The organism is Natronococcus roseus, from assembly GCF_043677095.1.
Lineage (GTDB): Archaea > Halobacteriota > Halobacteria > Halobacteriales > Natrialbaceae > Natronococcus > Natronococcus roseus.
This window is the reverse complement of the sequence record NZ_JBHLJR010000006.1, coordinates 318066-338868: the sequence shown is the minus strand read 5'-3', so window position 1 is coordinate 338868 and position 20803 is coordinate 318066. Positions and strand designations below refer to the sequence as shown.

20 protein-coding genes are annotated in these 20803 nt (G+C 68.2%); 8 read left to right on the top strand and 12 right to left on the bottom strand.

Annotated features, from left to right (window positions below; all coding sequences use genetic code 11):
• The first annotated feature begins 22 nt into the window (after positions 1–22).
• A complete protein-coding gene (locus tag ACFEMD_RS17940) occupies positions 23–1114 on the top strand; it encodes an Mrp/NBP35 family ATP-binding protein (RefSeq protein ID WP_005555333.1) in 1092 nt (363 codons plus the stop codon).
• A 223-nt stretch (positions 1115–1337) separates the two neighbouring features.
• Entirely contained in the window at positions 1338–1667 is a 330-nt protein-coding gene (locus ACFEMD_RS17935; RefSeq protein WP_394742642.1) for a cupin domain-containing protein, read from the top strand.
• Positions 1668–1816: 149 nt separating this feature from the next.
• Here ACFEMD_RS17935 and ACFEMD_RS17930 read toward each other — a convergent pair whose 3' ends face one another.
• The 3 genes from ACFEMD_RS17930 to ACFEMD_RS17920 all read right to left on the bottom strand — a co-directional run bounded on the left by ACFEMD_RS17930 (position 1817) and on the right by ACFEMD_RS17920 (position 3868).
• Positions 1817–2011: a cold-shock protein gene (locus ACFEMD_RS17930; protein WP_005555336.1), complete on the bottom strand. Its 195-nt coding sequence runs from the start codon at positions 2009–2011 to the stop codon at positions 1817–1819.
• Between the two features lie 82 nt (positions 2012–2093).
• Complete coding sequence (locus ACFEMD_RS17925) at positions 2094–3185, bottom strand: asparagine synthase-related protein (RefSeq protein ID WP_394742641.1); 1092 nt, start codon at positions 3183–3185, stop codon at positions 2094–2096.
• A complete protein-coding gene (locus tag ACFEMD_RS17920; RefSeq protein ID WP_394742760.1) occupies positions 3182–3868 on the bottom strand; it encodes a PHP domain-containing protein in 687 nt (228 codons plus the stop codon). The genes ACFEMD_RS17925 and ACFEMD_RS17920 overlap by 4 nt, the downstream gene beginning before the upstream one ends.
• A gap of 339 nt (positions 3869–4207) precedes the next feature.
• On the opposite strand from ACFEMD_RS17920, the gene purL reads away from it, so the two are divergent.
• A complete protein-coding gene (purL, locus tag ACFEMD_RS17915) occupies positions 4208–6415 on the top strand; it encodes a phosphoribosylformylglycinamidine synthase subunit PurL (RefSeq protein ID WP_394742639.1) in 2208 nt (735 codons plus the stop codon).
• Between the two features lie 131 nt (positions 6416–6546).
• Positions 6547–7128 (top strand): HalX domain-containing protein, encoded by a 582-nt coding sequence (locus tag ACFEMD_RS17910; protein ID WP_394742638.1) that lies wholly within the window; start codon positions 6547–6549, stop codon positions 7126–7128.
• On the opposite strand, the gene ACFEMD_RS17905 is transcribed toward ACFEMD_RS17910, so the two are convergent.
• Both ACFEMD_RS17905 and ACFEMD_RS17900 read right to left on the bottom strand, forming a co-directional pair.
• Positions 7098–8936: a PAS domain-containing protein gene (locus ACFEMD_RS17905; RefSeq protein WP_394742636.1), complete on the bottom strand. Its 1839-nt coding sequence runs from the start codon at positions 8934–8936 to the stop codon at positions 7098–7100. The genes ACFEMD_RS17910 and ACFEMD_RS17905 overlap by 31 nt on opposite strands.
• Positions 8937–9068: 132 nt before the next feature.
• On the bottom strand, positions 9069–10055 hold the full coding sequence (locus tag ACFEMD_RS17900) for an ornithine cyclodeaminase family protein (RefSeq protein ID WP_394742635.1): 987 nt from the start codon (positions 10053–10055) through the stop codon (positions 9069–9071).
• 82 nt (positions 10056–10137) lie between these two features.
• On the opposite strand from ACFEMD_RS17900, the gene ACFEMD_RS17895 reads away from it, so the two are divergent.
• Both ACFEMD_RS17895 and ACFEMD_RS17890 read left to right on the top strand, forming a co-directional pair.
• Positions 10138–11223: an NAD(P)/FAD-dependent oxidoreductase gene (locus ACFEMD_RS17895; protein ID WP_394742634.1), complete on the top strand. Its 1086-nt coding sequence runs from the start codon at positions 10138–10140 to the stop codon at positions 11221–11223.
• Between the two features lie 45 nt (positions 11224–11268).
• Positions 11269–12435, top strand: a complete 1167-nt coding sequence (locus tag ACFEMD_RS17890; protein ID WP_394742633.1) for an NAD(P)/FAD-dependent oxidoreductase — start codon at positions 11269–11271, stop codon at positions 12433–12435.
• 205 nt (positions 12436–12640) lie between these two features.
• Here the strand turns inward: ACFEMD_RS17890 and ACFEMD_RS17885 are convergent, their stop codons facing one another.
• The 5 genes from ACFEMD_RS17885 to ACFEMD_RS17865 form a co-directional block, all read right to left on the bottom strand.
• The gene (locus ACFEMD_RS17885) at positions 12641–13183 is read right to left on the bottom strand and encodes a hypothetical protein (RefSeq protein ID WP_394742631.1); all 543 of its coding nucleotides are present in this window, start codon (positions 13181–13183) and stop codon (positions 12641–12643) included.
• Positions 13184–13311: 128 nt separating this feature from the next.
• A complete protein-coding gene (locus ACFEMD_RS17880) occupies positions 13312–14511 on the bottom strand; it encodes a GNAT family N-acetyltransferase (protein WP_394742629.1) in 1200 nt (399 codons plus the stop codon).
• 41 nt (positions 14512–14552) lie between these two features.
• Positions 14553–15728, bottom strand: a complete 1176-nt coding sequence (locus tag ACFEMD_RS17875; protein ID WP_394742628.1) for a pyridoxal phosphate-dependent aminotransferase — start codon at positions 15726–15728, stop codon at positions 14553–14555.
• Complete coding sequence (locus tag ACFEMD_RS17870; protein ID WP_394742627.1) at positions 15725–16210, bottom strand: Lrp/AsnC family transcriptional regulator; 486 nt, start codon at positions 16208–16210, stop codon at positions 15725–15727. The genes ACFEMD_RS17875 and ACFEMD_RS17870 overlap by 4 nt, the downstream gene beginning before the upstream one ends.
• A gap of 90 nt (positions 16211–16300) precedes the next feature.
• A complete protein-coding gene (locus ACFEMD_RS17865; protein ID WP_394742626.1) occupies positions 16301–16996 on the bottom strand; it encodes an ICP22 family protein in 696 nt (231 codons plus the stop codon).
• A gap of 169 nt (positions 16997–17165) precedes the next feature.
• Here ACFEMD_RS17865 and ACFEMD_RS17860 point away from each other — a divergent pair, with 169 nt between their 5' ends.
• Positions 17166–17729, top strand: coding sequence for a thioredoxin family protein (locus tag ACFEMD_RS17860; protein ID WP_394742625.1), 564 nt, complete (start codon positions 17166–17168; stop codon positions 17727–17729).
• A gap of 98 nt (positions 17730–17827) precedes the next feature.
• A complete protein-coding gene (locus ACFEMD_RS17855; protein ID WP_394742624.1) occupies positions 17828–18994 on the top strand; it encodes a mechanosensitive ion channel family protein in 1167 nt (388 codons plus the stop codon).
• A 99-nt stretch (positions 18995–19093) separates the two neighbouring features.
• Here ACFEMD_RS17855 and ACFEMD_RS17850 read toward each other — a convergent pair whose 3' ends face one another.
• Positions 19094–19546, bottom strand: coding sequence for a cupredoxin domain-containing protein (locus tag ACFEMD_RS17850; protein WP_394742623.1), 453 nt, complete (start codon positions 19544–19546; stop codon positions 19094–19096).
• A 106-nt stretch (positions 19547–19652) separates the two neighbouring features.
• A complete protein-coding gene (locus ACFEMD_RS17845; RefSeq protein WP_394742622.1) occupies positions 19653–20744 on the bottom strand; it encodes an NADH:flavin oxidoreductase/NADH oxidase in 1092 nt (363 codons plus the stop codon).
• Positions 20745–20803 lie beyond the last annotated feature (59 nt).

The following is a 20803-nucleotide window of genomic DNA, read 5'->3' as shown; positions in this document are numbered from 1 at the left end:
GTCGAACACGCCTCCACCCAGTATGAGCATCACAGAATACGAACTCAAGATCGAACTCGAGGGCATCGAGGACCCGGACATCGACGAGGACATCGTCACGCTCGGCCTGGTCAACGACGTCACGATCGACGACGAGACCGCCCGGATCTCGCTCGCGTTCAACACGCCCTACGCTCCCGCCGAGATGGAGATCGGCAACCGGATCCGCGAGGTCGTCCAGGAGGCCGGCCTCGAGCCCGACCTGCGCGCCCACGCCGGCGCCGAGCACGGGTTCGACGACGAGGTCCTGCCGCGGGTTCGTAACGTCATCGCGGTCTCCTCGGGGAAAGGCGGCGTCGGCAAGACGACCGTCGCGGCCAACCTCGCGGCGGGCCTCGAGAAGCGCGGCGCGATGGTCGGCATCTTAGACGCGGACATCCACGGGCCGAACATCCCCCGCATCCTGCCCGTCGAGAGCGACCCCGGCGTCACGCCCAACGAGGACATCGTCCCGCCGCGTTCGGACGGCGTCCGCGTGATCAGCATGGGCTTCATGATGGAAGAGGAGGACGACCCGGCGATCCTCCGGGGACCGATGGTCAACAAGTTCATGATGAAGTTCTTGGACGGCGTCGAGTGGGGCCGGCTCGACTACCTCATCGTCGACCTCCCGCCGGGCACCGGCGACGCCACGCTGAACCTGTTGCAGTCGATGCCCGTCACGGGAGCCGTCGTCGTCACCACGCCCCAGGAGATGGCCCTGGACGACACCCGAAAGGGGATCCAGATGTTCAACAAACACGACACGCCCGTCCTCGGCGTCGTCGAGAACATGAGCACGTTCATCGCCCCGGACACCGGCAAGGAGTACAGCCTCTTTGGCACCGACGGCGCCCAGCAGATCGTCGACAAGTACGACGTCCCGCTGATCGGCCAGATCCCGATCCACCCCGACTTCGGCGCGGACGGCAGCAAGGGAACCCTCGTCAAGGACGACGACAGCGAGGTCCAGGAGACCCTCGAGGAGCTGGTCGCCAACGTCGCCGACCGCGTCAGCGAGTCCAACCGACGGACCGTCTCGGAGAACACCTCCGATACGCCCGACGACGCCCTGCCGACCGAACTCGAGGACTAGACGGACTGTCGGAACGATTTCTCCGGGTTACTGCTCGTCGCCGGCGTCAGGCTCGTCGATCGCAGTCGCCGGAAGCGCGAACCGCCCGGCGTCGGTGAACTCGCCGCCGAAGAACGACTGCAGGGTGAGGATCGCGACGCGCGGGCTCTTGCCACCAGTCTTGACCCGTTCCGTGCCGAGTCATGACCGACACTTTTGGCCGCGGGGACCGAATCCGAACCCGATGACACTCGATAGCTACACCGACGCGGTCGCCGACCTCGAGCCAGCGGACGGCGAGGTCGAGAGCACGGAACTGGTCGTCGAGGACGACGTCCTCGTCAAGGCGTTCGCCCTCGGGCCGGGCGCCACCCTCGAGCCCCACGAGCACGGCGACAGCACGAACGTCTTTCACGTCCTCGAGGGGACGGTGACGGTGCTGCGGGACGACGAGCGCGAGGAGATCGAGGCGCCGGGCGTGGTGCTCAACGAACGCGGCGTCGAACACGGCGCGGAGAACGAGACCGACGAGACGGTAATCTTCACCGCGAGTCTCTGCCCGCTGCCGTCCTGACGGACGCTACTTGGGATTCGGTCGCGACGCTCCTCGAGAGGACAGTTTTGTCGGCCGAACGGTCGTCGCTGCCGACAGCGCTGGCTGTCGTCTGTGAGTTCTCAAAAAACGAATCGCCGTTCACCGTTTCACAACGGAGAGAAGCGAGCTTAGTTGCGGACGACGTTCGTCGCGCGGGGGCCCTTGGGGGCCTGGTCGATGTCGAATTCGATCTCTTCGCCTTCCTCGAGGTCCGGGCCGCCGACGTCTTCCATGTGGAAGAAAACGTCCTCGTCCGCGTCGTCCGTGGAAATGAAACCGTAGCCGCCTGTGTCGTTGAAGAAGTCAACGTTACCTTTCGCCATTACAAACAACTGTAGGGTCAGTTCCCGGATAAGGGTTCCGAGGGTCGCGGTATCACGACTGCCGCCTGCGCTTCGTACGTTCTCAGGCCTCGAGCAGCGACTCGACGTACTTCGTCACGTGGTCGTCCATCCGCCGTTTGTACCCCGCCTGGCGGGCCAGCCGATCGAGTTCGCGGGCGACGAGGCTGCCGTACTGGACGGCCTTCTTGTCTCGCATCGCCACCGCCTCGGGCAGGTACTCGCCCGCCACCCGTCGGAAGCCGCGCTTTCTGACCGCCTCGTCGGCGAGCAGTTCGTCGGGTAAGCGGAGCGCGGCGTCGACGACGCCGTCGTACAGCAGGGGGGCGACGGGCTCGAGGCCGGCCGCCTCGACGGCGCGGACGTCTCGGGGAAGCTGCTCGGGAAGGCTGTAGATTCCCTCGCGGACCGCCCCCCGGGTGGTCTCGGCTTCGACTCTGTGGTCGAGGCGGACGACCTTCTCGTAGCCGCCGAACAGCTCGTCGGCGCCCTGGCCGACCGCGAGCGCGTCGAAGCCGTCCGCGGCGACGCGCTCGCCGACCAGGTACAGCGGGAGCGCGATCTGAACGTCCATCGCGTTCGTCCGTCCGATCGCCCGCGCGACCTCGGGAACGGCTCGCTCGAGGTCGGCGGGCTCGAGCTCGACGACGGTGAGCTCGCGGCCCATCGCGTCGGCCGCCGTGCGGGCGGCCTCGACGTCGTGGCTGTCCGGGAAGCCGACGACGTAGATCGGAGCGTCGAGGAGTTCGGCGACTAACGCGGAGTCGACGCCGCCGGAGAAGGCGACCCCGATCTCGAGGTCACGCTCGCGGACGCGGTCGATCGCCGTCCGAAGCGCGCGGTCGAGGTCCTCGAGGGCCGTCTCGGGCTCGTCGGGCGTCGGCTCGGGAAGCGACCAGACGCCCGAGGGCGCCTCGCCGGGAGCCGCGACCGAGCCCGCGGGGAAGAGCGCGGGGTCCTCGAGGACGTCGGGTTCGAAGGCCCACGCGTCGGCCGCGCGGTCGGCGCCTCGCTCGACGAACAGCGGAAACCGTCCGAGGACGTCCCGGACGAGTCGGCCGTCGACCTCGCCCGCGAAGCCGAACGTCCCCGGCAGCGACTCTCCGGTCTCGAGGGCCTCGCGAACGGTGTCGGGATCGGTCCCGCGAAGGGTCATCTGAGGAGCCCGAGGGCGGCGTTTCTGATGCGTCGCGTGACGCCCCCGCCGAACTGGCGGAAGCTGATGTGCCACGGCGTGCGTTTCCCCTCGACCGACGTCTTGCCCTCGCGGATCGCCTCGAGGATCGCCGCGGCCGAGCGCTCGTCGGCGTCGACGCGGGTGACCGCCTGGCCGACCATCTCGCTGATGTGGGCGTCGCTTCCCGCGGTCATCGGCATCCCGTGGTCCCGGGCGAACCGCCTGGCCTGGCGGTTGGCTCGCCCGGTCAGCAGCCGCGAGTTGTACACCTCGATCGCGTCCGCCTTCGTGAGCTCCGCGGACGCGATACGGGCGGTCACGCCGTGGCGCGACTGCTGGAACGGGTGTGGGATCACCGCCAGCCCGCCCTGCTCGCGAATTCGCTCGAGGGTCGTCTCGTAGGACAGCCCCGGCGGCACGGCCTCCTCGATGCCCAGCCCGAGGACGTGTCCGGCCGCACTCGAGATCTCGATCGCCGGAACGCCGACGAGTCCGTACTCGGGAGCACGTTCTGCGGCTTCGAGGCTCGCGTCGATCTCGTCGTGATCCGTGATGGCGATCGCGTCGAGGCCGACGGCCTCCGCTTGCTCGAGGATGAGCTCGACGGAGTCCCGGCCGTCGTAGGACAGTGACGAGTGGGCGTGAAGTTCGACCGACAGCACGAGTAGGTCTTTCCGCCGGTCGGTCAAAAACACCCCGATCGGCGGCTCGAGTCCGTCGGCCGAAGCGACGCACGACGGGCACCGATCGGCCACGAATCCAGGACTCACCTCGAGCGGGATCGGCTTTGCCGATCCAAAGAGGGGTACGAGTGGGCGTCCTGGACCGTCGGTCCGCCTCACTGATAAAAACGCAAACGAAGGCGTAAACGAAACCGAAAACAAAACCGCTCTTGCGACGTTCGTCGCGAAGCGGCAAGGGAGAGCCCCTTCGACCCACTCGGTGACCACGAACGTGCATATAGAAACCCATATACTGCCCGACTTTCACCACCTAGATGAATGAGCCTTGCCGATTCGGACCGCGAACTCGTCGTCGAGGAGCTCGGACGGGAGCCGACGCCGGCCGAGGCGGCGCTGTTCGAGAACCTCTGGAGCGAGCACTGCGCGTACCGCTCCTCGAGACCCCTGCTGTCGGCGTTCGACAGCGAGGGCGAGCGGGTCGTCGTCGGGCCGGGCGACGACGCGGCGGTCGTCGCGCTGCCGGACCCCGAGACGGGCGAGAACAGTGACACCTACGTCACGCTGGGGATCGAGAGCCACAACCACCCCTCCTACGTCGACCCGTTCGACGGCGCCGCGACGGGCGTCGGCGGGATCGTCCGGGACACGCTCTCGATGGGCGCGTACCCGATCGCGCTCGCGGACTCGCTGTACTTCGGGAGCTTCGACCGCGAGCACTCGAAGTACCTGCTCGAGGGCGTCGTCGAGGGAATCAGCCACTACGGCAACTGCATCGGCGTCCCAACCGTCGCGGGTAGCGTCGACTTCCACCCCGACTACGAGGGGAATCCGCTGGTAAACGTCGCCTGCGTCGGACTGACCGACGAGGACCGCCTCGTCACAGCCGTCGCCCAGGAGCCGGGTAACAAGCTGGTTCTCGTGGGTAACGCAACCGGACGTGACGGCCTGGGCGGCGCGAGCTTCGCCAGCGAGGACTTGGCGGAGGACGCCGAGACGGAGGACCGACCCGCCGTCCAGGTCGGCGACCCCTACGCGGAGAAGCTGCTGATCGAGGCCAACGAGGTCCTCGTCGAGGAGAACCTGGTCGAATCGGCACGAGACCTCGGCGCAGCCGGACTGGGCGGCGCCTCGAGCGAACTCGTCGCCAAGGGCGGCCTCGGCGCCGAGATCGACCTCGAGCGGGTTCACCAGCGCGAGCCGAACATGAACGCCTTAGAGATCCTGCTCGCGGAGTCCCAGGAGCGGATGTGTTACGAGGTCACGCCGGAGAACGTCGACCGGGTCCGCGAGATCGCGAAACGGTTCGATCTGGGCTGTTCGGTCATCGGCGAGGTCACCGACGGGAACTACACCTGTACCTTTAACGGGGACACGGTCGTCGACGTCGGCGCCGAGTTCCTCGGCGAAGGCGCGCCGATGAACGACCTGCCCGCCGAGGAGCCCACCCAGCCCGAGACTGACCTGCCCGACGTCGCCCTCGAGGACGCCCTCGAGACCGTCGTCTCGAGCCCGAACACGGCCTCCAAGCGGTGGGTCTATCGTCAGTACGACCACGAGGTCGGCGTCCGGACGGCCGTCGGACCGGGCGACGACGCGGCGATCATCGCGATCAGGGAGGCAAGCGCGGAGCGTGGCTCCGCGGACGAGTCGAGCGGTGGTAACCGCGAGACCGAAACGGGACTCGCGATCTCCTCGGGCGCCGCTCCGAACTGGACGAGCACCGCGCCCTACGAGGGCGCTCGAGCGATCGCCCTCGAGAACGCGACGAACGTCGCGGCCAAGGGTGCGACCCCGCTCGCGGCGGTCAACTGTCTCAACGGCGGCAACCCCGAGAAGCCCGACGTCTACGGCGGCTTTACGGGGATCGTCGACGGTCTCGCCGAGATGTGCGCCGAGCTGTCGACCCCCGTGGTCGGCGGAAACGTCTCGCTGTACAACGACTCCGTCGCGGGGCCGATCCCGCCGACGCCGACGCTGGCGCTCGTCGGCACGAAGGCGGGGTACGACGCCCCGCCGCTGTCCGTCGAGTCCGAGGGCGATCTCCTGCTCGTCGGCGACCGGGGCCTCGAGGGCGACGAGTTCCGCCTCGGCGGTTCGGAGTACCTCGCACGGTTCGACGGCAGCGACCGATTCCCCGCCCTGCCCGAGGAGCCGGCGGCCCTCGTCGAGACGCTCGCCGACGTCGCGAACGCCGACTCGACGCTCGCGGTTCACGACGTCAGCCACGGCGGACTCGTCGTTTCGCTCGCGGAGATGATCACGGAGACGGCGGGCCTCGAGGTCACCGTCCCCGGCGACGATCCGACCGGCGCGCTGTTCCACGAGCAGCCGGGTCGCGCGCTGATCCAGACCGACGATCCGGACGCCGTCCGCGAGGCGTTCGACGGCGTCGCCCCGGTCCGCAAACTCGGCACCGCGACGACCGACGGGAGACTCTCCGTTCGGGACGCCGACGACGAACTGTTCGAAGTCGGCGCGGCCGCGGTCGCCGACTGGCGGGCGACGATCGAGCGCGAACTCCACTGACCACCTCCCGCGACTGAAGCCGTGAAGGAGCGCGCTGCATCCGCGTACCGCTCGGCGGACGGGCCCGGTATCTTGATATACGATCGGGCCGAAAGCTACGACAAACTGATAGCTTCAGGTGCGTTCATCAGATGGATACCGACACCCCCTCCGTGCTGATCGTCGAGGCCGAGCCCGACCTCGCCGAGCTGTACGCCTCCTGGCTCGAGGATTCTTACTACGTCGAAACAGTCCGCGACGAGTCGGCGGTCGACGCGGTCGTCGACGGGGGGTTCGATGTCGTCGTCGTCGACCGTCGCCGACTGCCGGACGGGCCGAGCGGCGAACTGCGCGATGCGATCGGCGCCGAAGCACTCGACAGCAAAGTCGTGGCCGTCACGGGGGCCGAACCCGCCGTCGACTCCGACGACGCGGCGTTCGACGACTACCTCCTCAAACCGGTCTCGCGGGGCGATCTCCGGCGCAGCGTCGAGAACCTGCTGTTGCGACGCACCTACGACGAGCAGCTCGGCGCGTACTTCGAACTCGTCTCGAAGAAGGCGGCGCTCGACGGACGGCTCAGCGAGGCCGAACTCCAGTCGAGCCAGGAGTACGCCGAGCTCGAGGATCGGATCGCGGTTCTTCGCACCAGGGTCAACGAGACGCGCTCGCAGCTCCTCGAGCGCGACCGCAATCGGCGGCTCTATCGGGACGTCTCGTCGGCCCCCGACTGACCGCCCTCCTCGCTACACTCGAGGGTCGCGATCCCAGCGAGTTCGATCCGTCTTCGGCCTCGCTCGTCGCGATCGATCGCGGGTCGCCAGCCGTGAGCGCGGGCGATCGCCTCGAGGACCGCCAGCTCGAGCCCGCGGGCGTCGCCGACCCGGTCTTCGGGATCGGCCGCGTCGTCGCGAACGACGAGTCCGCGCGATTCGGACTCGAGCAGTCCGATCTCGACGGTCACGTCCGCGCCGTCGGCTCGCGTCGCGATCTCGTCGAACGCCGACTCGAGGAGGTGGCCGAACCGCTCGCGGTCGGCCCGGAGCGTCGCCGACTCCTCGAGGACGACCGCGTCGGCTTCGAGCCGCGAGGACGCGACCGCCGACTCGATCGCGGTCCCCAGATCGATCCGGGAGCGCGCGCCGACGGCGGAGGCCTCGCGGGCGAGTTCGCGAACGTCGTCGACGAGCCGATCGGTTCGCTCGAGGGAGGCCTCGATCTCGGATTCGGCCAGCGGGAGCTCCCGCCCGTCGTCAGCGTCGAGGATCGAGGCCACCTGCTCGAGCTGGTACTGCAGATCCCCCGAGAGGGTCCGGGCGATCTCCTCGAGACGTTCGGTCTGCCGTTCGATCCGCTCGGTTCGCTCGCGGAGGACCCGTTCCCTGTCGGTTCGGTCGAGTGCAGCCCGGGTGTTTTCGACCAGCGTCGAGAGCAGCTCGACGTCGGTCTCGTCGAACGCCCTCGGCTCGAACGATCCCGTCATGAGGACGCCGTGGGTGCCGATCGGCGCGATGATCTCCGAGCGCAGCGGCGTGTCGGGGTTGTACAGATCGTCGACGGTTCGGAGGTCGTCGAAGCGCTCGATCCCGCCGTCCTCGAACACGTCCCAGACGATCCCCTCGCCCGGCCGAAACCGGGGGAACCCGCCGAACTCGTCGTACGCCTCGGCGGTCCCGGCGACCGGCTCGAGGTAGCCTTGCTCCTCCTCGAGCAGCCAGACGCCGCTGATCGGCAGGTCGAGCAGGTCGCTGCCGGCGCGGACGGCGACGGCGCAGATCTCCTCGGGGTCGTCGGCCTCGAGGAGCCACCGGGTCACCTCGTGGAGGGATTCGACGACCCGTTCGTACTCGCGGCGATCGGTGACGTCCCTGACGACCGCCGCGGCGGTCGCAGTTCCGTCCCGAACCGGGACGATCTGCAGTTCGCCGATTCGTTCGCTCCCGTCGCAGTCGGTGATCGGGAGCTCGAACCGGCGCTGTCGGGCCAGCCCCGACTCGACGTCGCTGATCCCTCGGCGGATCGCCTCGCAGTCGTCCTCGCTGACCCCGGCGAGCTCGGCCAGCGTCTCGACGCGTTCACCGACGAGCGAGCCGCGGTCGGCGTCCAGGAACTCGGTCATCGCCTCGTTGACGGCGACGATCCGCCGGCTGCCGTCGATCGTCACGACGCCGTCGTCGATCGCCTCGAGGACTGCGGCGTGGTGGTCGACGCTTCGCCGTCGGTCGTCGAGTTCGAGCACGAACGCGGAGAGCCCCTCCTCGGAAGGGTACGCTCGCAGCTCGAACCGCGCCTCGCGCTCGTGGTGATAGAACTCGAACGTCGTCGGAAGCTCGTCGTCGATCGTCCGGTAGAACGCCTCGGGGAACTGACTCTCGAGGGTCGCGGGAACTCCCTCCCGAACGGAACGGCCCAGCAGCTCCTCGCTCGAGGCGTCAAACAGCGCCGCCGCCTCGTCGTTGAGATACGTGAATCGGAACGACGCGTCGAGCGCGAAGACGCCGTCGGCGATCCGATCGGCGAACGGGACCGAGCGAACCGTCACGGCCGTTCCCCCCGCTCGTCTCGTCTTCGGCCGTCACCTCGAGTCGAACGGGTTCGGATTCCGATCATCGATACAAAAAACCGTTCGGGACGGGGGGATTTGAGTTCCGCGGCCGCACCTGCCACGTCGGGCCTACAGCGGGTTCTCGGTCCCGAGGTCGGCCTCGAGCGACCGATCGTAGACGAACCCCGCCGTCGCGGCGTCGAGCACCGCGGAGCCGACGCTGGCGGCCACGACGACGTCGTCGGCTGACTCCCGACCGAACTCCCCCGCGAGGACCCCGCCGAGGGGCACCAGTTCTCGATCGCCGTGCTCGCGCAGATCGCCCGTCTCGGCGGCCTCCTCGGGGACGTCGGCCACGATCGTCGCCGCACGGTCGACCGTCGTCGCGTCCAGCTCTCGCATCTCGGGCGTGTAGGCCCCGACCGCGACGACCAGCGTCCCCGCCGAAAGCGCCTCCCCCGGGAACACCGGTTCGGTGCTCGTCGTCGCCGTCACGACGACCGACGCCGCCGAGACGGCCTCGCGGGCCGTCCCAACCGCGCTCGCCGAAACGCCGAGTTCGGCCTCGAGCTCCTCGGCGCAGGCGACCTTCGAGTCGCTCGGCGAGTACACCCGGATCGACTCGAGCCGGGAGCCAATCGCGGCCGCGATCGCTCGCGTCTGCCAGCGGGCCTGCGTCCCCGCGCCGATCACGCCCAGTTCGATCGGTCCCGACGGCGCCAGCTCCCGGGCGGCGAGCCCGCCGATACAGCCCGTCCGGGCGCTGGTGATCCGGTTCGCGGCCATGTACGACAGGGGCTGCCCGGTCTCGGCGTCGGTGAGTGCGAGCTGGGCCGTGACCGTCGGCAGTCCGCGGTCGCGGTTGTCCGGACAGACCGTCGCCAGCTTCGTGGCGGCGTAGGGCTCGCCGTGGATGTACGCGGGCATGCACAGCCCCGTGCCGGTGGGCTCCGTCGGCGCGTCGGGATCGAGCCCCGTCCCGATCGGGTAGTGGGGCCGCTCCGGCCGCTCGACTTCCTCCGCGTACTGTTTCTCGAAGGCCCCGGCGAGAACCGGAAGCAGCTCCTCGAGCTCGAGCACCGACGCCACGTCCGAATTGGAGAGTACGCGTACCATATGCCGACTATCGTCGGCCCCCCACTTCAGTGGCGCGAGCGCGGCGGGAAACGACTGTATTCCCGGCCCCCGAAGGGAGCGTATGCACACCGTCATCGTCGGCGGCGGGATCGTCGGCACCGCGATCGCCGCCCGCCTCGGCCCGACCGACCGCGAGGTCACCGTCCTCGAGCGATCCGAAATCGGCGAGGCGACGACGGCCGCTTCCGCCGGACTGCTGATGCGGACCGTCGTCGATCCCGACCCCTTCGACCTGCGGTTTCGGGAGCGGGCCCACGAGCGCTACCGGGAGCTCCGCGAGGACGGCCTCGAGGCCGATCGGATCGGCATCGTCTACGTCGCCGAAACTGCGGCGTTCGCCGAGCGTCTCACCGACTCCTCGAGGGCGCTTCGCGAGGCCGGAGTCGACGCTTCGTTTCTCGAGTCCGACGAACTCGTCGGACTGGGGATCGAGCCTGACGGCCTTGAAGGCGGGCTTTACACGCCCGAGGATCGGGTCTGCGATCCCGCCGCCGTGGCGACCCTGTTCGCCGAGAGTGCGCGCTCGGCAGGCGTCGACGTCCGGACCGGAATCTCGGTCTCCGATGTCGAGACCCGCGACGGCGCCGTCGCGGCCGTCGAGACGAGCGAGGGTCGGATCGCGGCCGATCGGGTGATCAACGCGACCGGTCCGTGGGCGCCGCAGCTGAACGAAGCGGTCGGGATCGAGCTCCCGCTGTGTCACACCCGCGGTCCGATGCTCGCGGTCGAGACGAGCGAGCCCCTCGAGGGACCCACCGCTATCTTCGAGTCCAAGCGGTACGTCCGGCCCACCGAAATGGGCGCTTGGCTCGGCGCCTACCGGACCGACTACGTCGAGGGCCAGCGCTACGACCTCGCGGACCGCTCGCTCTCCGCGTCGTTTCGCGACTCCGCGCGGGAGCTCGAGGCGTTCCTCCCCGGCCTCGAGGACGCGACGGTCGTCGACGACTGGGTCGGCTACCGGACCGTCACGCCCGACGGCCGCCCGCTGGTCGGCGAGACCGAGGTCGGGGGCTACCTCGTCGCGGTCGGGCTGAGCGGCCAGGGGATTACGCTTGCGCCCGCGGTCGCCGACGTCGTCCACGGGCTCCTCGAGGGCGACGTCGACCCCGAGTACCGCCGTCGGCTCTCGCCGACCAGGTTCTGAGACGGACGACGAACGCTTATCCCGTCCCGTGCCAACGTACCCCGTATGCACACCGTCGTCGTCGGTGGCGGGATCGTGGGGCTCGCGAGCGCGCTCGAGCTCGCCGAGCGCGGGCTCGAGGTCGTCGTCTGCGAGAAAGGTTCGATCGGGAGCGGCAGCACGGAGCGGGCCGCGGGCGGGATCCGGGCGCAGTTCTCGACGCCGACGAACGTCGAGCTCTCGGTCGCGAGCATGGCCGTCTGGAGCGAGTTCGAGGAGCGGTTCGGGACCGACGTCGACTACCGGACGAACGGCTACCTGTTTCTCGCGCGAACGGCCGAAACCGCCGCGGCCCTCGAGACGGCCGTCGAGATGCAGAACGAACGCGGCGTTCCCAGCGAGCTGCTCGAGCCCGAGGCTGCCCGCGAGCGCTGTCCGGGAATCGATCCCGAGAGGTTCGTCGCCGCGACGTACTCACCGACCGACGGCTTCGCGGATCCACATCTCGCGCTGCAGGGCTACGCCCGAGCTGCCGCCGACGCCGGGGTCGACATTAGGACGGGAACGCCCGTCACCGACGTTCTGCGCGAGGACGACGGAACCGAATCGGGCGGCCGCGTCACCGGCGTCGAGACGCCCGACGGCCGCCTCGAGGCCGAGTACGTCGTCAACGCCGCGGGGCCGTGGGCGCGTCGGGTCGCCGCGATGGCCAGCGTTGACTTGCCGATCGCGCCCAAGCGCCGCCAGATGATGGTTGTCGACCCCGAGACGTCCGTTCCCGAGACCGACCCGCTGACGGTCGACCTTGAGACGGGCACCTACTTTCGACCCGAGCGCGACGGCGAGGCGCTGGTCGGGGGCCACCTCGACGGTCCGGATCCCGACCGGGACCCCGACGGCTACGACCGCGGGATCGACTTCGACTGGGCCGCCGACGTCCTCGAGACCGCCTCCGAGTGGGCGACGTACTTCGGGCCGGAGTCCCGGATCAAACGGGGGTGGGCGGGGCTGTACGCCGTCACTCCCGACGACAACGCCGTCCTCGAGGAGACGGTCCCCGGCCTGATCACGGCCGCGGGCTTTTCGGGCCACGGCTTCCAGCACGCCCCCGCGACGGGGCGGATCGTCGCCGAACTGATCGCCGACGGCGAGGCCTCGCTGGTCGACATCGGGGCGCTCTCGAGCGATCGGTTCGGGACCGAGCGCGAACGACTCGAGCGGAACGTCGTCTAGATCCCGCTTTCGAGCCGTGCCGGGCTGAAGACGGGAAGCGAACCTGTAGCGGGTGCGTGCCGACTTTGCTATCCGATCTCGCGAGGGAGCACCTCACTCCACGTGCTTGTCGAGGCTGAAGAGCGCGTATTCGGCAGACAGTTCCCGTTGAAGACCGAGGCAGTACCGAGAGGTCGTCCTCTCGAGGGTCACTTCCGTAGTTGGTTCACCCACGCCGCTGAACAGCCGTTACGAGTTGGCTTTTTGGGAGCCACTCGTCGGCGAGGCGGGGGGCATCGTCCCGGTTTTCGAACGTTTGTCGGGTGTCGCGAAGGCGGTCCTCCAACCACTCCTGGCGGTCGGTGTCGGCCTCGGTAGTTTCGAGCCCGTTTTCGAGCGAGTGAATCCTGTGTGCGAGTTGCAGTAGCGGCCGGGCCGCTGCTGACTCCTTGAAGAGGATCGCGTCCTCCGTTTCCCGGGAGATCCGCCCGACGAACAGTGTCGGTGTGGCTCCATCCGTGAAACCGATCTTCTCGTCGGTTAACCACTCCGGAAGCTGAACGAGAAGAGTATTCTCCTCGAGGAGGCCCAACAATTGCCACAATTGTCGGGTCTCCTGTTCGTTGAGGAAACCGCGCTCCCGGGCTTCTTCGAGAGAGACGTCACGGTCGGTGAGGGTCTCCGAATGCAGCTCGCGGGCGAACACGTCATAGTCGGCGTATTCGGTAATCAGGTCAGTCACTCCATCACAGTAGGACGTTGCGAACACATTAACTCCTCGTCCCGTTACTGACCAGCGGGCGCAGCGACTGGAAAGTGCACCACTCCACGGGAGACCGAGTTTCGCACCGCTACCGCATCGGCCGGTACAGTTCGCGAGTCGTTCCGCGACCGTTCTCAAAAGTGGTGGCCGAGGTAGACGTCGTCCTCGGGATAGAGTCCCGAAAGCACCGTCGCGGTCTCGGCGTCGGCCTCGAGCCGCCCCGTGGACGCGAGCGCGCTCGCCGACCGCGCGCCGACCGCGAGCTGCGAGAGGGCGCCGACGTCGAGGGCCGCGTCGGGGCCGCCGTCCGTGCCGTCGCCGGCTCGCTCGCAGGTTGCGGTTCCGTCGGTCGTCTCGAGGACGAACCGATCGTCGTTCCAGTCGACGAGCGGGTCCTCGACCTCGATCTCGAGTGCGGCGTCGGCCTCGCCCGCCGTCAGCGCGGGAAGCCCCTCGGCGACGTCGACGAGCCGGACCATCGGTCCGTTCTCGAGGGAGGTATCGATCTCGTCTGGATCACGCGCAAGTTCCCGGACGGGAACGGTCTCGGAAACCCGCAACTCCACGCGGTCGACCTGGGAGTCGTGGTCGGCACAGAACGCAAACAGCGCGAGCAGCGCCTCGCGGTCGACCGCCGCCAGCTCCGAGACGCCCATCGTTCGGGTGCCCTCCTCCCGTTCGATCCGGTAGACGAGATAGCCCGCGGGCTCGCCGTCGCGCTCGTAGACGTAGACGAACGGGTCGGTGTCGTGGCCTCCGAAGATCCGATGGCGCCACCACCGTTCGTCGCGCTCGAGCGCCAGGCCCTCGCTCGCGGCGTTGTAGACGGGCTCGAGGACATCGTACTCGTCGGCCCCGAGGGAGCGAAACGAGCCCTCGTCGGCGCCTCTGGCGAACGCGAAAACGTCTGGCGACGCGGCGTGGGTGACGATCCGGTTGGCGGTGTCCCAGCCGTACTTGCGGTAGAAGCGGTACTGGAACGGCCAGAGGATCGAGAGGCGATCGCCCCGGTCGCGGTACTCCTCGAGCGAGCCCGCCAGCAGCTCGCGGACGTTGCCCTCGCGGCGGAACTCGGGAGGTGTTGCGACCGACGCCAGCCCAGCCACCGGATAGGTGTCGCCACGGACGCGGGCCTCGAGCCAGTAGTGACGGCAGACGGTTCGCGGTCGGTCGTCGCCCTCGGCGAAGATGCCACGACGGTCGCCCCGTGCGTCCCGAACCGTCTCGTGCTCGTCGGGATCGTACGCGGGAACGCCCTCCTCGGGTCTGAAGGCGTAGCTGCGGTACTCGTGGAAGATCTCCCGGTCGTCCGGGATCGGGCGGTAGTCAGCCATACGAACGACCGCGTCGGCGGCGGAAAAGAAGGTTCTGGAGCTTAGACGTTGTTCTCGACGAACGCCTCGATGCGGGCCAGCGCCTTCCGGAGATCCTCGAGGCCCGTCGCGTACGAGATCCGCAGGTGGCCCTCCCCGCCGGGCCCGAAGACGTCGCCGGGGACGACGGCGACGCCCTCCTCGCGGAGGACTCCCTCGGCGAACTCCTCGGCGGTCCAGCCCTCGGGCACCTCGGGGAAGCAGTAGAACGCGCCCTTGGCCTCGAAGACGTCCATTCCGATCTCGCGAAAGCGCGAGAGCACGAACCGTCGTCGTCGGTCGTACTGGTCGACCATGTCGCGGACGTCGCTCTCGCAGGACTCGAGGGCCTCGAGCGCGGCGTGCTGGGCCGTCGTCGGCGCCGACAGCATCGTGTACTGGTGGATCTTGTTCATCGCGCCGATCGCCTCGCTCGGGCCGAGCGCGTAGCCCAGCCGGAGCCCGGTCATGGCGTGGGCCTTCGAGAACCCGTTGAAGACGATCGTTCGCTCGCGCATCCCGGGTAGGGTCGCGATCGACGTGTGGTCGACGCCGTCCTCGCCGTCGCCGCCGTAGGTCAACTCGGCGTAGATCTCGTCGGACAGGACCGTCATGTCGTGCTCGCGGACGAATTCGGCGATCGGTTCGAGATCCTCCTCGCGCATGATCGCCCCCGTCGGGTTGTTCGGGTAACAGAGCACGAGGACGTCGGCCTCGTCGGCGCCGGCCGCCTCGAGGGCATCGACGGTGAGCCGGAAATCGTCCTCCTCTTTCGTCGGCACCGACAGCACCTCGCCGCCGGCGAAGATCACGCCGGGCTCGTAGGAGATGTAGGAGGGCTGGGCGACGGCGACGGTGTCGCCGGGATCGACGAACGCGCGGAACGCCAGATCGACGGCCTCGCTCGCGCCCGCGGTGACGAGGATCTCCTCGGCCGGGTCGTACTCGAGGTCGAACCGATCGCCGACGTACTCGCCGATGGCTTCGCGGAGCTCCCTCGTCCCGCGGTTTGCGGTGTAGGAAGTCCGCCCCCGCTCGAGGGAGGCGATCGCGGCGTCGCGGGCGGCCCACGGCGTCGAGAAGTCGGGCTCGCCGACGCCCAGCGAGATGACGTCGTCGCGTTCCTCGGCGATCTCGAAGAACCGCCGGATACCCGAGGGTGGCACCTCCTGGACCCGCTCGGAGAGTTCGAACGTCATGGCGAGAACGAGAGCCGGTCGTCCTCCTCGCCGTCGCCGAACTCGATTCCGTTCTCCTTGTAAGAGGTCATCACGTAGTGGGTGACCGTCTGCGTGATCTCGGGGACGGGAGCGACCTTCTCGCTGACGAACTGCGAGACCTCCCGGATCGAGTCGCCCTCGACCTCCATGTCGAAGTCGTAGTCCCCGCTGACCAGCCGCAGGGCGGTTACCTCTGGGAATCGTGCAAGGCGCTCGGCGATCTCCCCGTAGCCGGTCTCGCGGTCGAGGTGGACGTTGAGTTCGACCTCCGCTCGGACGCGTTCGTCCTCGAGTTCGTCCCAGTCGACGACGGCCTGGTAGCCACGAACTACGCCCGCCGCCTCGAGCTCCTGGATGGTCTCCTGGACCTCGCGCTCGTCGAGATCGGTCATTCGGGCGATGTCGTCGGCCGAGTACCGCGCGTTCTCACGGAGCAACTCGAGCACCTCGCGTTCGCTCATATCCCTCCCAAGCGCGAGGGCGAAGTAAAACGTTGTCCATCCCCGGTTTTTTGCGTTCGGCGGGTCGCGGACTGTTCGGCCGGCTCGTCCCTACCGGTAGTTCTTGAACAGCAGCGCGCGAACGTCGTCTTTCGTCTGGACCGTCTCGACTGAGCCGTCCGGGAGCGTGACGGCGTACCTCGCGTCGCCCGACGACGCCTCCTCCCACTTGTCCTCGTGGGTCCGGAGGAGGTTCATCATCTCGTCTAACATCTCGTCGTCGTCGGCGACGCCGTCCGTGCCGTCCCCGACCGGTTCGGGGTCGTCGTCACTGTCCGTGCCGTCCTCGAGTGGTTCGGAGTCGTCGCCAGGATCGCCGTCGGCCGGCACGCCGGGCGTTCCCGCGAGCCCCTCGTCGGAGGGTGTGGCCGTGCCGTCGGCGTCCTCGCCGACGACCGGCTCCGCATTCGATCCGTCGCCGTCGATCGGTTCGTCGGAGTCGACGGCGGAGGCATTCCGGTTCTCGACGGGTTCGGCGTCGCGTTCCTCGTCGACCGACTCCGTCTCGTCGTACGAGACCGTCTGCAGGTCCGTGCCATCGTCGGCGGCGACGTCCTCGCCGACCTCGACGTCGTCGCCCGCGGTTCCGGGTTCAAGCTCGAGCTCGTCGTGGAGATTGTCGATCAGGAACTGCACGGCGTCGCGTTCCCGGACGTGGCCGTACTTGCCGACGACGTGATCGCCGATCTCCTCGCGTAGCTGCTGGATGATCGCGTACTGGTCGTCGGTTACCTCGAGTGTCTGCATACCGAACCAGTCATCCTGCTGGTACAAATATATTCCTGGAGCCTCAGTGCAGAATACTATAACGTGAGTGAGCGGGGCGTCGCCAGGGGACGGTCGGTCCCGACGCGGCGACGGCGACTCGACGGCCGACGGCGTATCCTATAAGGGCGAATGGCTGTTACGTGCGGGTATGGCACTCCAGTCCGATTCCGAACTCGAGGCCGGTGACGCCGCCCCCGACTTCGAACTCGAGGGCGCGGATGGCGAGACGCACACGCTCGAGGAGTTCGCCGACAGCGAGGCGCTGCTCGTGGTCTTCACCTGCAACCACTGTCCGTACGCGGAGGCGAAGTTCGACCTGCTGAACGAGCTAGCCGACGAGTACGACGACGTGTCGGTCGTCGGGATCAATCCCAACGACGCCGAGGAGTACCCCGAAGACTCCCTCGAGAAGATGCGCGAGTACGTCGACGACGGGACGATCCGATACGACGCCTACCTCCGGGACGAGAGCCAGGACGTCGCTCGAGCCTATGGCGCAGTCTGTACGCCGGATCCGTTCCTGTTCAGTCGCGAGGACGGTACGTTCCGGCTGGTCTACCAGGGCCGACTCGACGACGCGTTGAATCCCGAAGACGAGCCGACCCGATTCCACATCCGCGAGGCCATCGAAAGCGTCCTCGCCGACGAGGACGTCGACCTCGAGTGGCAGCCCTCTCAGGGCTGTTCGATCAAGTGGGCCGACGACGAGTAGCGTCGACGGCGTCGGCGAGCCGGTGGAGCGATCCGCCCGCCGTCGGACCGCAAGAGCTTCATTTGCGGACCCCCGTTCGTCTGACAAGTTCCGCTTTCATGGCCGTCGATCCCTCCACCCTCCCGTCGTCGCTCCCGCTCGAGCTGGTGCTCCAGCCCGACGCTGTCGAGTGGATTCAGGAGACGTACCTCGACACGCTCGGTCCGAAGCTACTCGCAACGACCCTGCTTGTCATCCTGATCCTGTTCGGCGCCGCAAGCGCCTCTCGAGTTTACGACGCGCTCCACCGTCGGTATGGGCCGAAACTCGGCGAGGTAGTGTCGCTTCTCATTCTGGGACTCGTCGTCGCGGTCGTCGTCTACAGCTTCAGCGCGATCTGGGAGGTGCTATTCGTCCTTGAGTTCACCCTTCAGTCGGCGACGATCGACCGGTGGGAGGCCGCCCAGCAGATCACCACGCTCGGGATCGCCGCCACCGCGTACCTGGCGATCCGCTTTGTCAACCGGTCGATCGATACGCTCGCCGAGACGCGAGCGCTCACGAAACACCAGAGCGAGGTCGCCCACCACGTCGCCGACGTCGCGATCATCGCCGCCGCGGCGACGGTAGTCCTCTCGCTGTGGGGGATCAACCTCACGAACATCTTCCTCGGCGCGGGGGCGATTACGGCGATCGTCGCGCTGACCGCCCGCGAGACGCTGGCGGCGATGCTCGCGGGCTTCGTCCTGCTGTTCTCCCGGCCGTTCCACGTCGGCGACTGGATCGAGGTCAACGAAACCAACGGGATCGTTACCGACGTCACCATCTTCACGACCAAGATCCAGACATTCGACGATAAACACGTCCTCGTCCCCAACGACGAGGTGACGAGCAGTCAGCTGACGAACTACTCGCGGAACAACCAGCTCCGCGTCGAGGTCGAAGTCGGCGTCGACTACGACGCCGACGTCTCGCAGGCTCGAGCGATCATCGTCGAGGCGGTCGACGACCTCGAGATAATCAAGAGTTCGCCGAACCCCCAGGTCGTCACGAAGGCGTTCGGCGACTCCTCGATCCTGCTCGAGTGTCACGTCTGGATCGGGAACCCGACGAAGCGCCGCACCCACGACGCCCGCACCGCGGTCATCGAGGCCGTTGCGGACGCGTTCGACCGAGAGGGGATCTCGATCCCCTACCCCCATCGCGTTCACTCGCCGCGCGGGGACGGGTTCCGGATCGAGAGCGGGACTCGCGAGGAGGCGGGAATCTCGACGACCGACGACTGAGGTCCGTGTCGGTCGCCGTCACGAGCCGTTCGGCGTCGCGTGCCGGTCGATTCGTCTCGAGGTTCGATCGGATAACCACCCCATCCGGTCGGAAAAGCGCTACTCGACGCGGATCTCGCCTTCCATGCTGCCGTGGGGTCGACACCGGTAGGCGGCCATTTCCTCGGTGGCCGTGATCGTGAGGATCTGGTCGTCGCCGGGGTCGTCGGTGAGGTCGGTCTCGTAATCGTCGACGACGTCGCCGTCCTCGTCCCAGATCTCGATGTTGTGCCGGACGCCGTCTCCCTCCGGCCAGCCGACTTCGTACTCTTCTCCCTCCTCGAGGATCAGCGTCGGGTTCTGCTCGTCCTCGATCGCTTCGGGCTCGATACCGACCCAGCCGCTCGTCCGCCCCTCGAAGTGGATCGTCGTTCCGGGCTCGATCTCGTAGCCGTCCTCGGTCTCCTCGGCGCCGCCGTCGTCGTCGCCGTTGCTGGAACAGCCGGCGGCCGCCGTCACGAGGAGAGTAGCACCTACACCCTTTAGCACCGTTCGTCGCGTCGGTCGCGTCATACCCACCCTTGGTATCGAGGAGCCAGAACGTTATCGATGACTCCCGGAAAGCGGGAGCGGTTCGACCGCGATCCGAGTTCGACTCGAGTACTCGAGCCGGCCCGAGCTACTCGACGGCGCGTCGGTACTGGATCGGCCAGGACTCGGGCTCATCCGCCAGTTCGTCGGCGGCCCGGAGCCCGAAGTACGGGTTACGCAGGAACTCTCGTCCGACGAGGACGAGATCCGCGCGGCCGTTCCGAACGATCGCGTCGGCCTGCTCGGGTTCGGTGATTCCGCCGACCGCGCCGACGGCGATCCCGGTCTCCGCCCGGATCCGCTCGGCCAGGGGGACCTGGAAGTTCGGTCCGCCGGGCGGGTTCTGGTCGGGGTGGAGCCCGCCCGAACTGACGTCGATCAGGTCGGCGCCGAGCTCCTCGAGCTCCCCGGCCAGTCGAACGGACTGCTCGATGTCCCACGAGGGGCGGTCGTCGAGCCAGTCGGTGCCCGAGATCCGCACGAACACGGGTTTGTCGTCGGGCCAGACCTCCCGGACGGCCTCGGTCACCTCGCGGACGAGCCGCGTGCGGTTCTCGAAGCTCCCGCCGTACTCGTCCTCGCGGCGGTTCGTCGCCGGCGAGAGGAACTCGTGGAGCAGGTAGCCGTGGGCCGCGTGGACCTCGGCGATCTCGAAGCCGGCCGACAGCGAGCGCTCGGCCGCGGTCCGGTAGGCGTCGATCACGCCCTCGATATCGTCGTGAGTCGCCTTCCGGATCGAGGGGTCGTCACCGTCGAACGGCGGGTAGCCCGCTGGCGAAGGCGAGAGCACCTCCCAGGCCTCGTCGTCCTCCTCGGGTCGGATCGGGACGTTTCCATCCCACGGACGGGTCTTGCTGGCCTTGTGGCCCGCGTGAGCGAGCTGGATCGCGGGGACGCCGCCCTGCTCGCGGACGAACTCGGCGATCGGCTCGAGCGCCTTGGCGTGCTCGTCGCTCCAGATCCCCAGGTCGGCGGGCGTGATCCGCCCGCGGGGTTCGACGGCCGTCGCCTCGGTCATCACGATCCCGGCGCCGCCGACGGCGCGGCTGCCGAGGTGGACCCGGTGCCACTCCGTCGCCAGCCCGTCTGGCTCACAGGAGTACTGGCACATCGGCGAGACGGCGAGCCGGTTCGGTACCTCCAGATCGCGCAGCGACAGCGTCGAGAACAGCTCTGACATCAGTCGTCGTTACGGCTCTCGAGGGTTAACCACCCCGGAGGCCGACGCGTTTGCCGGTG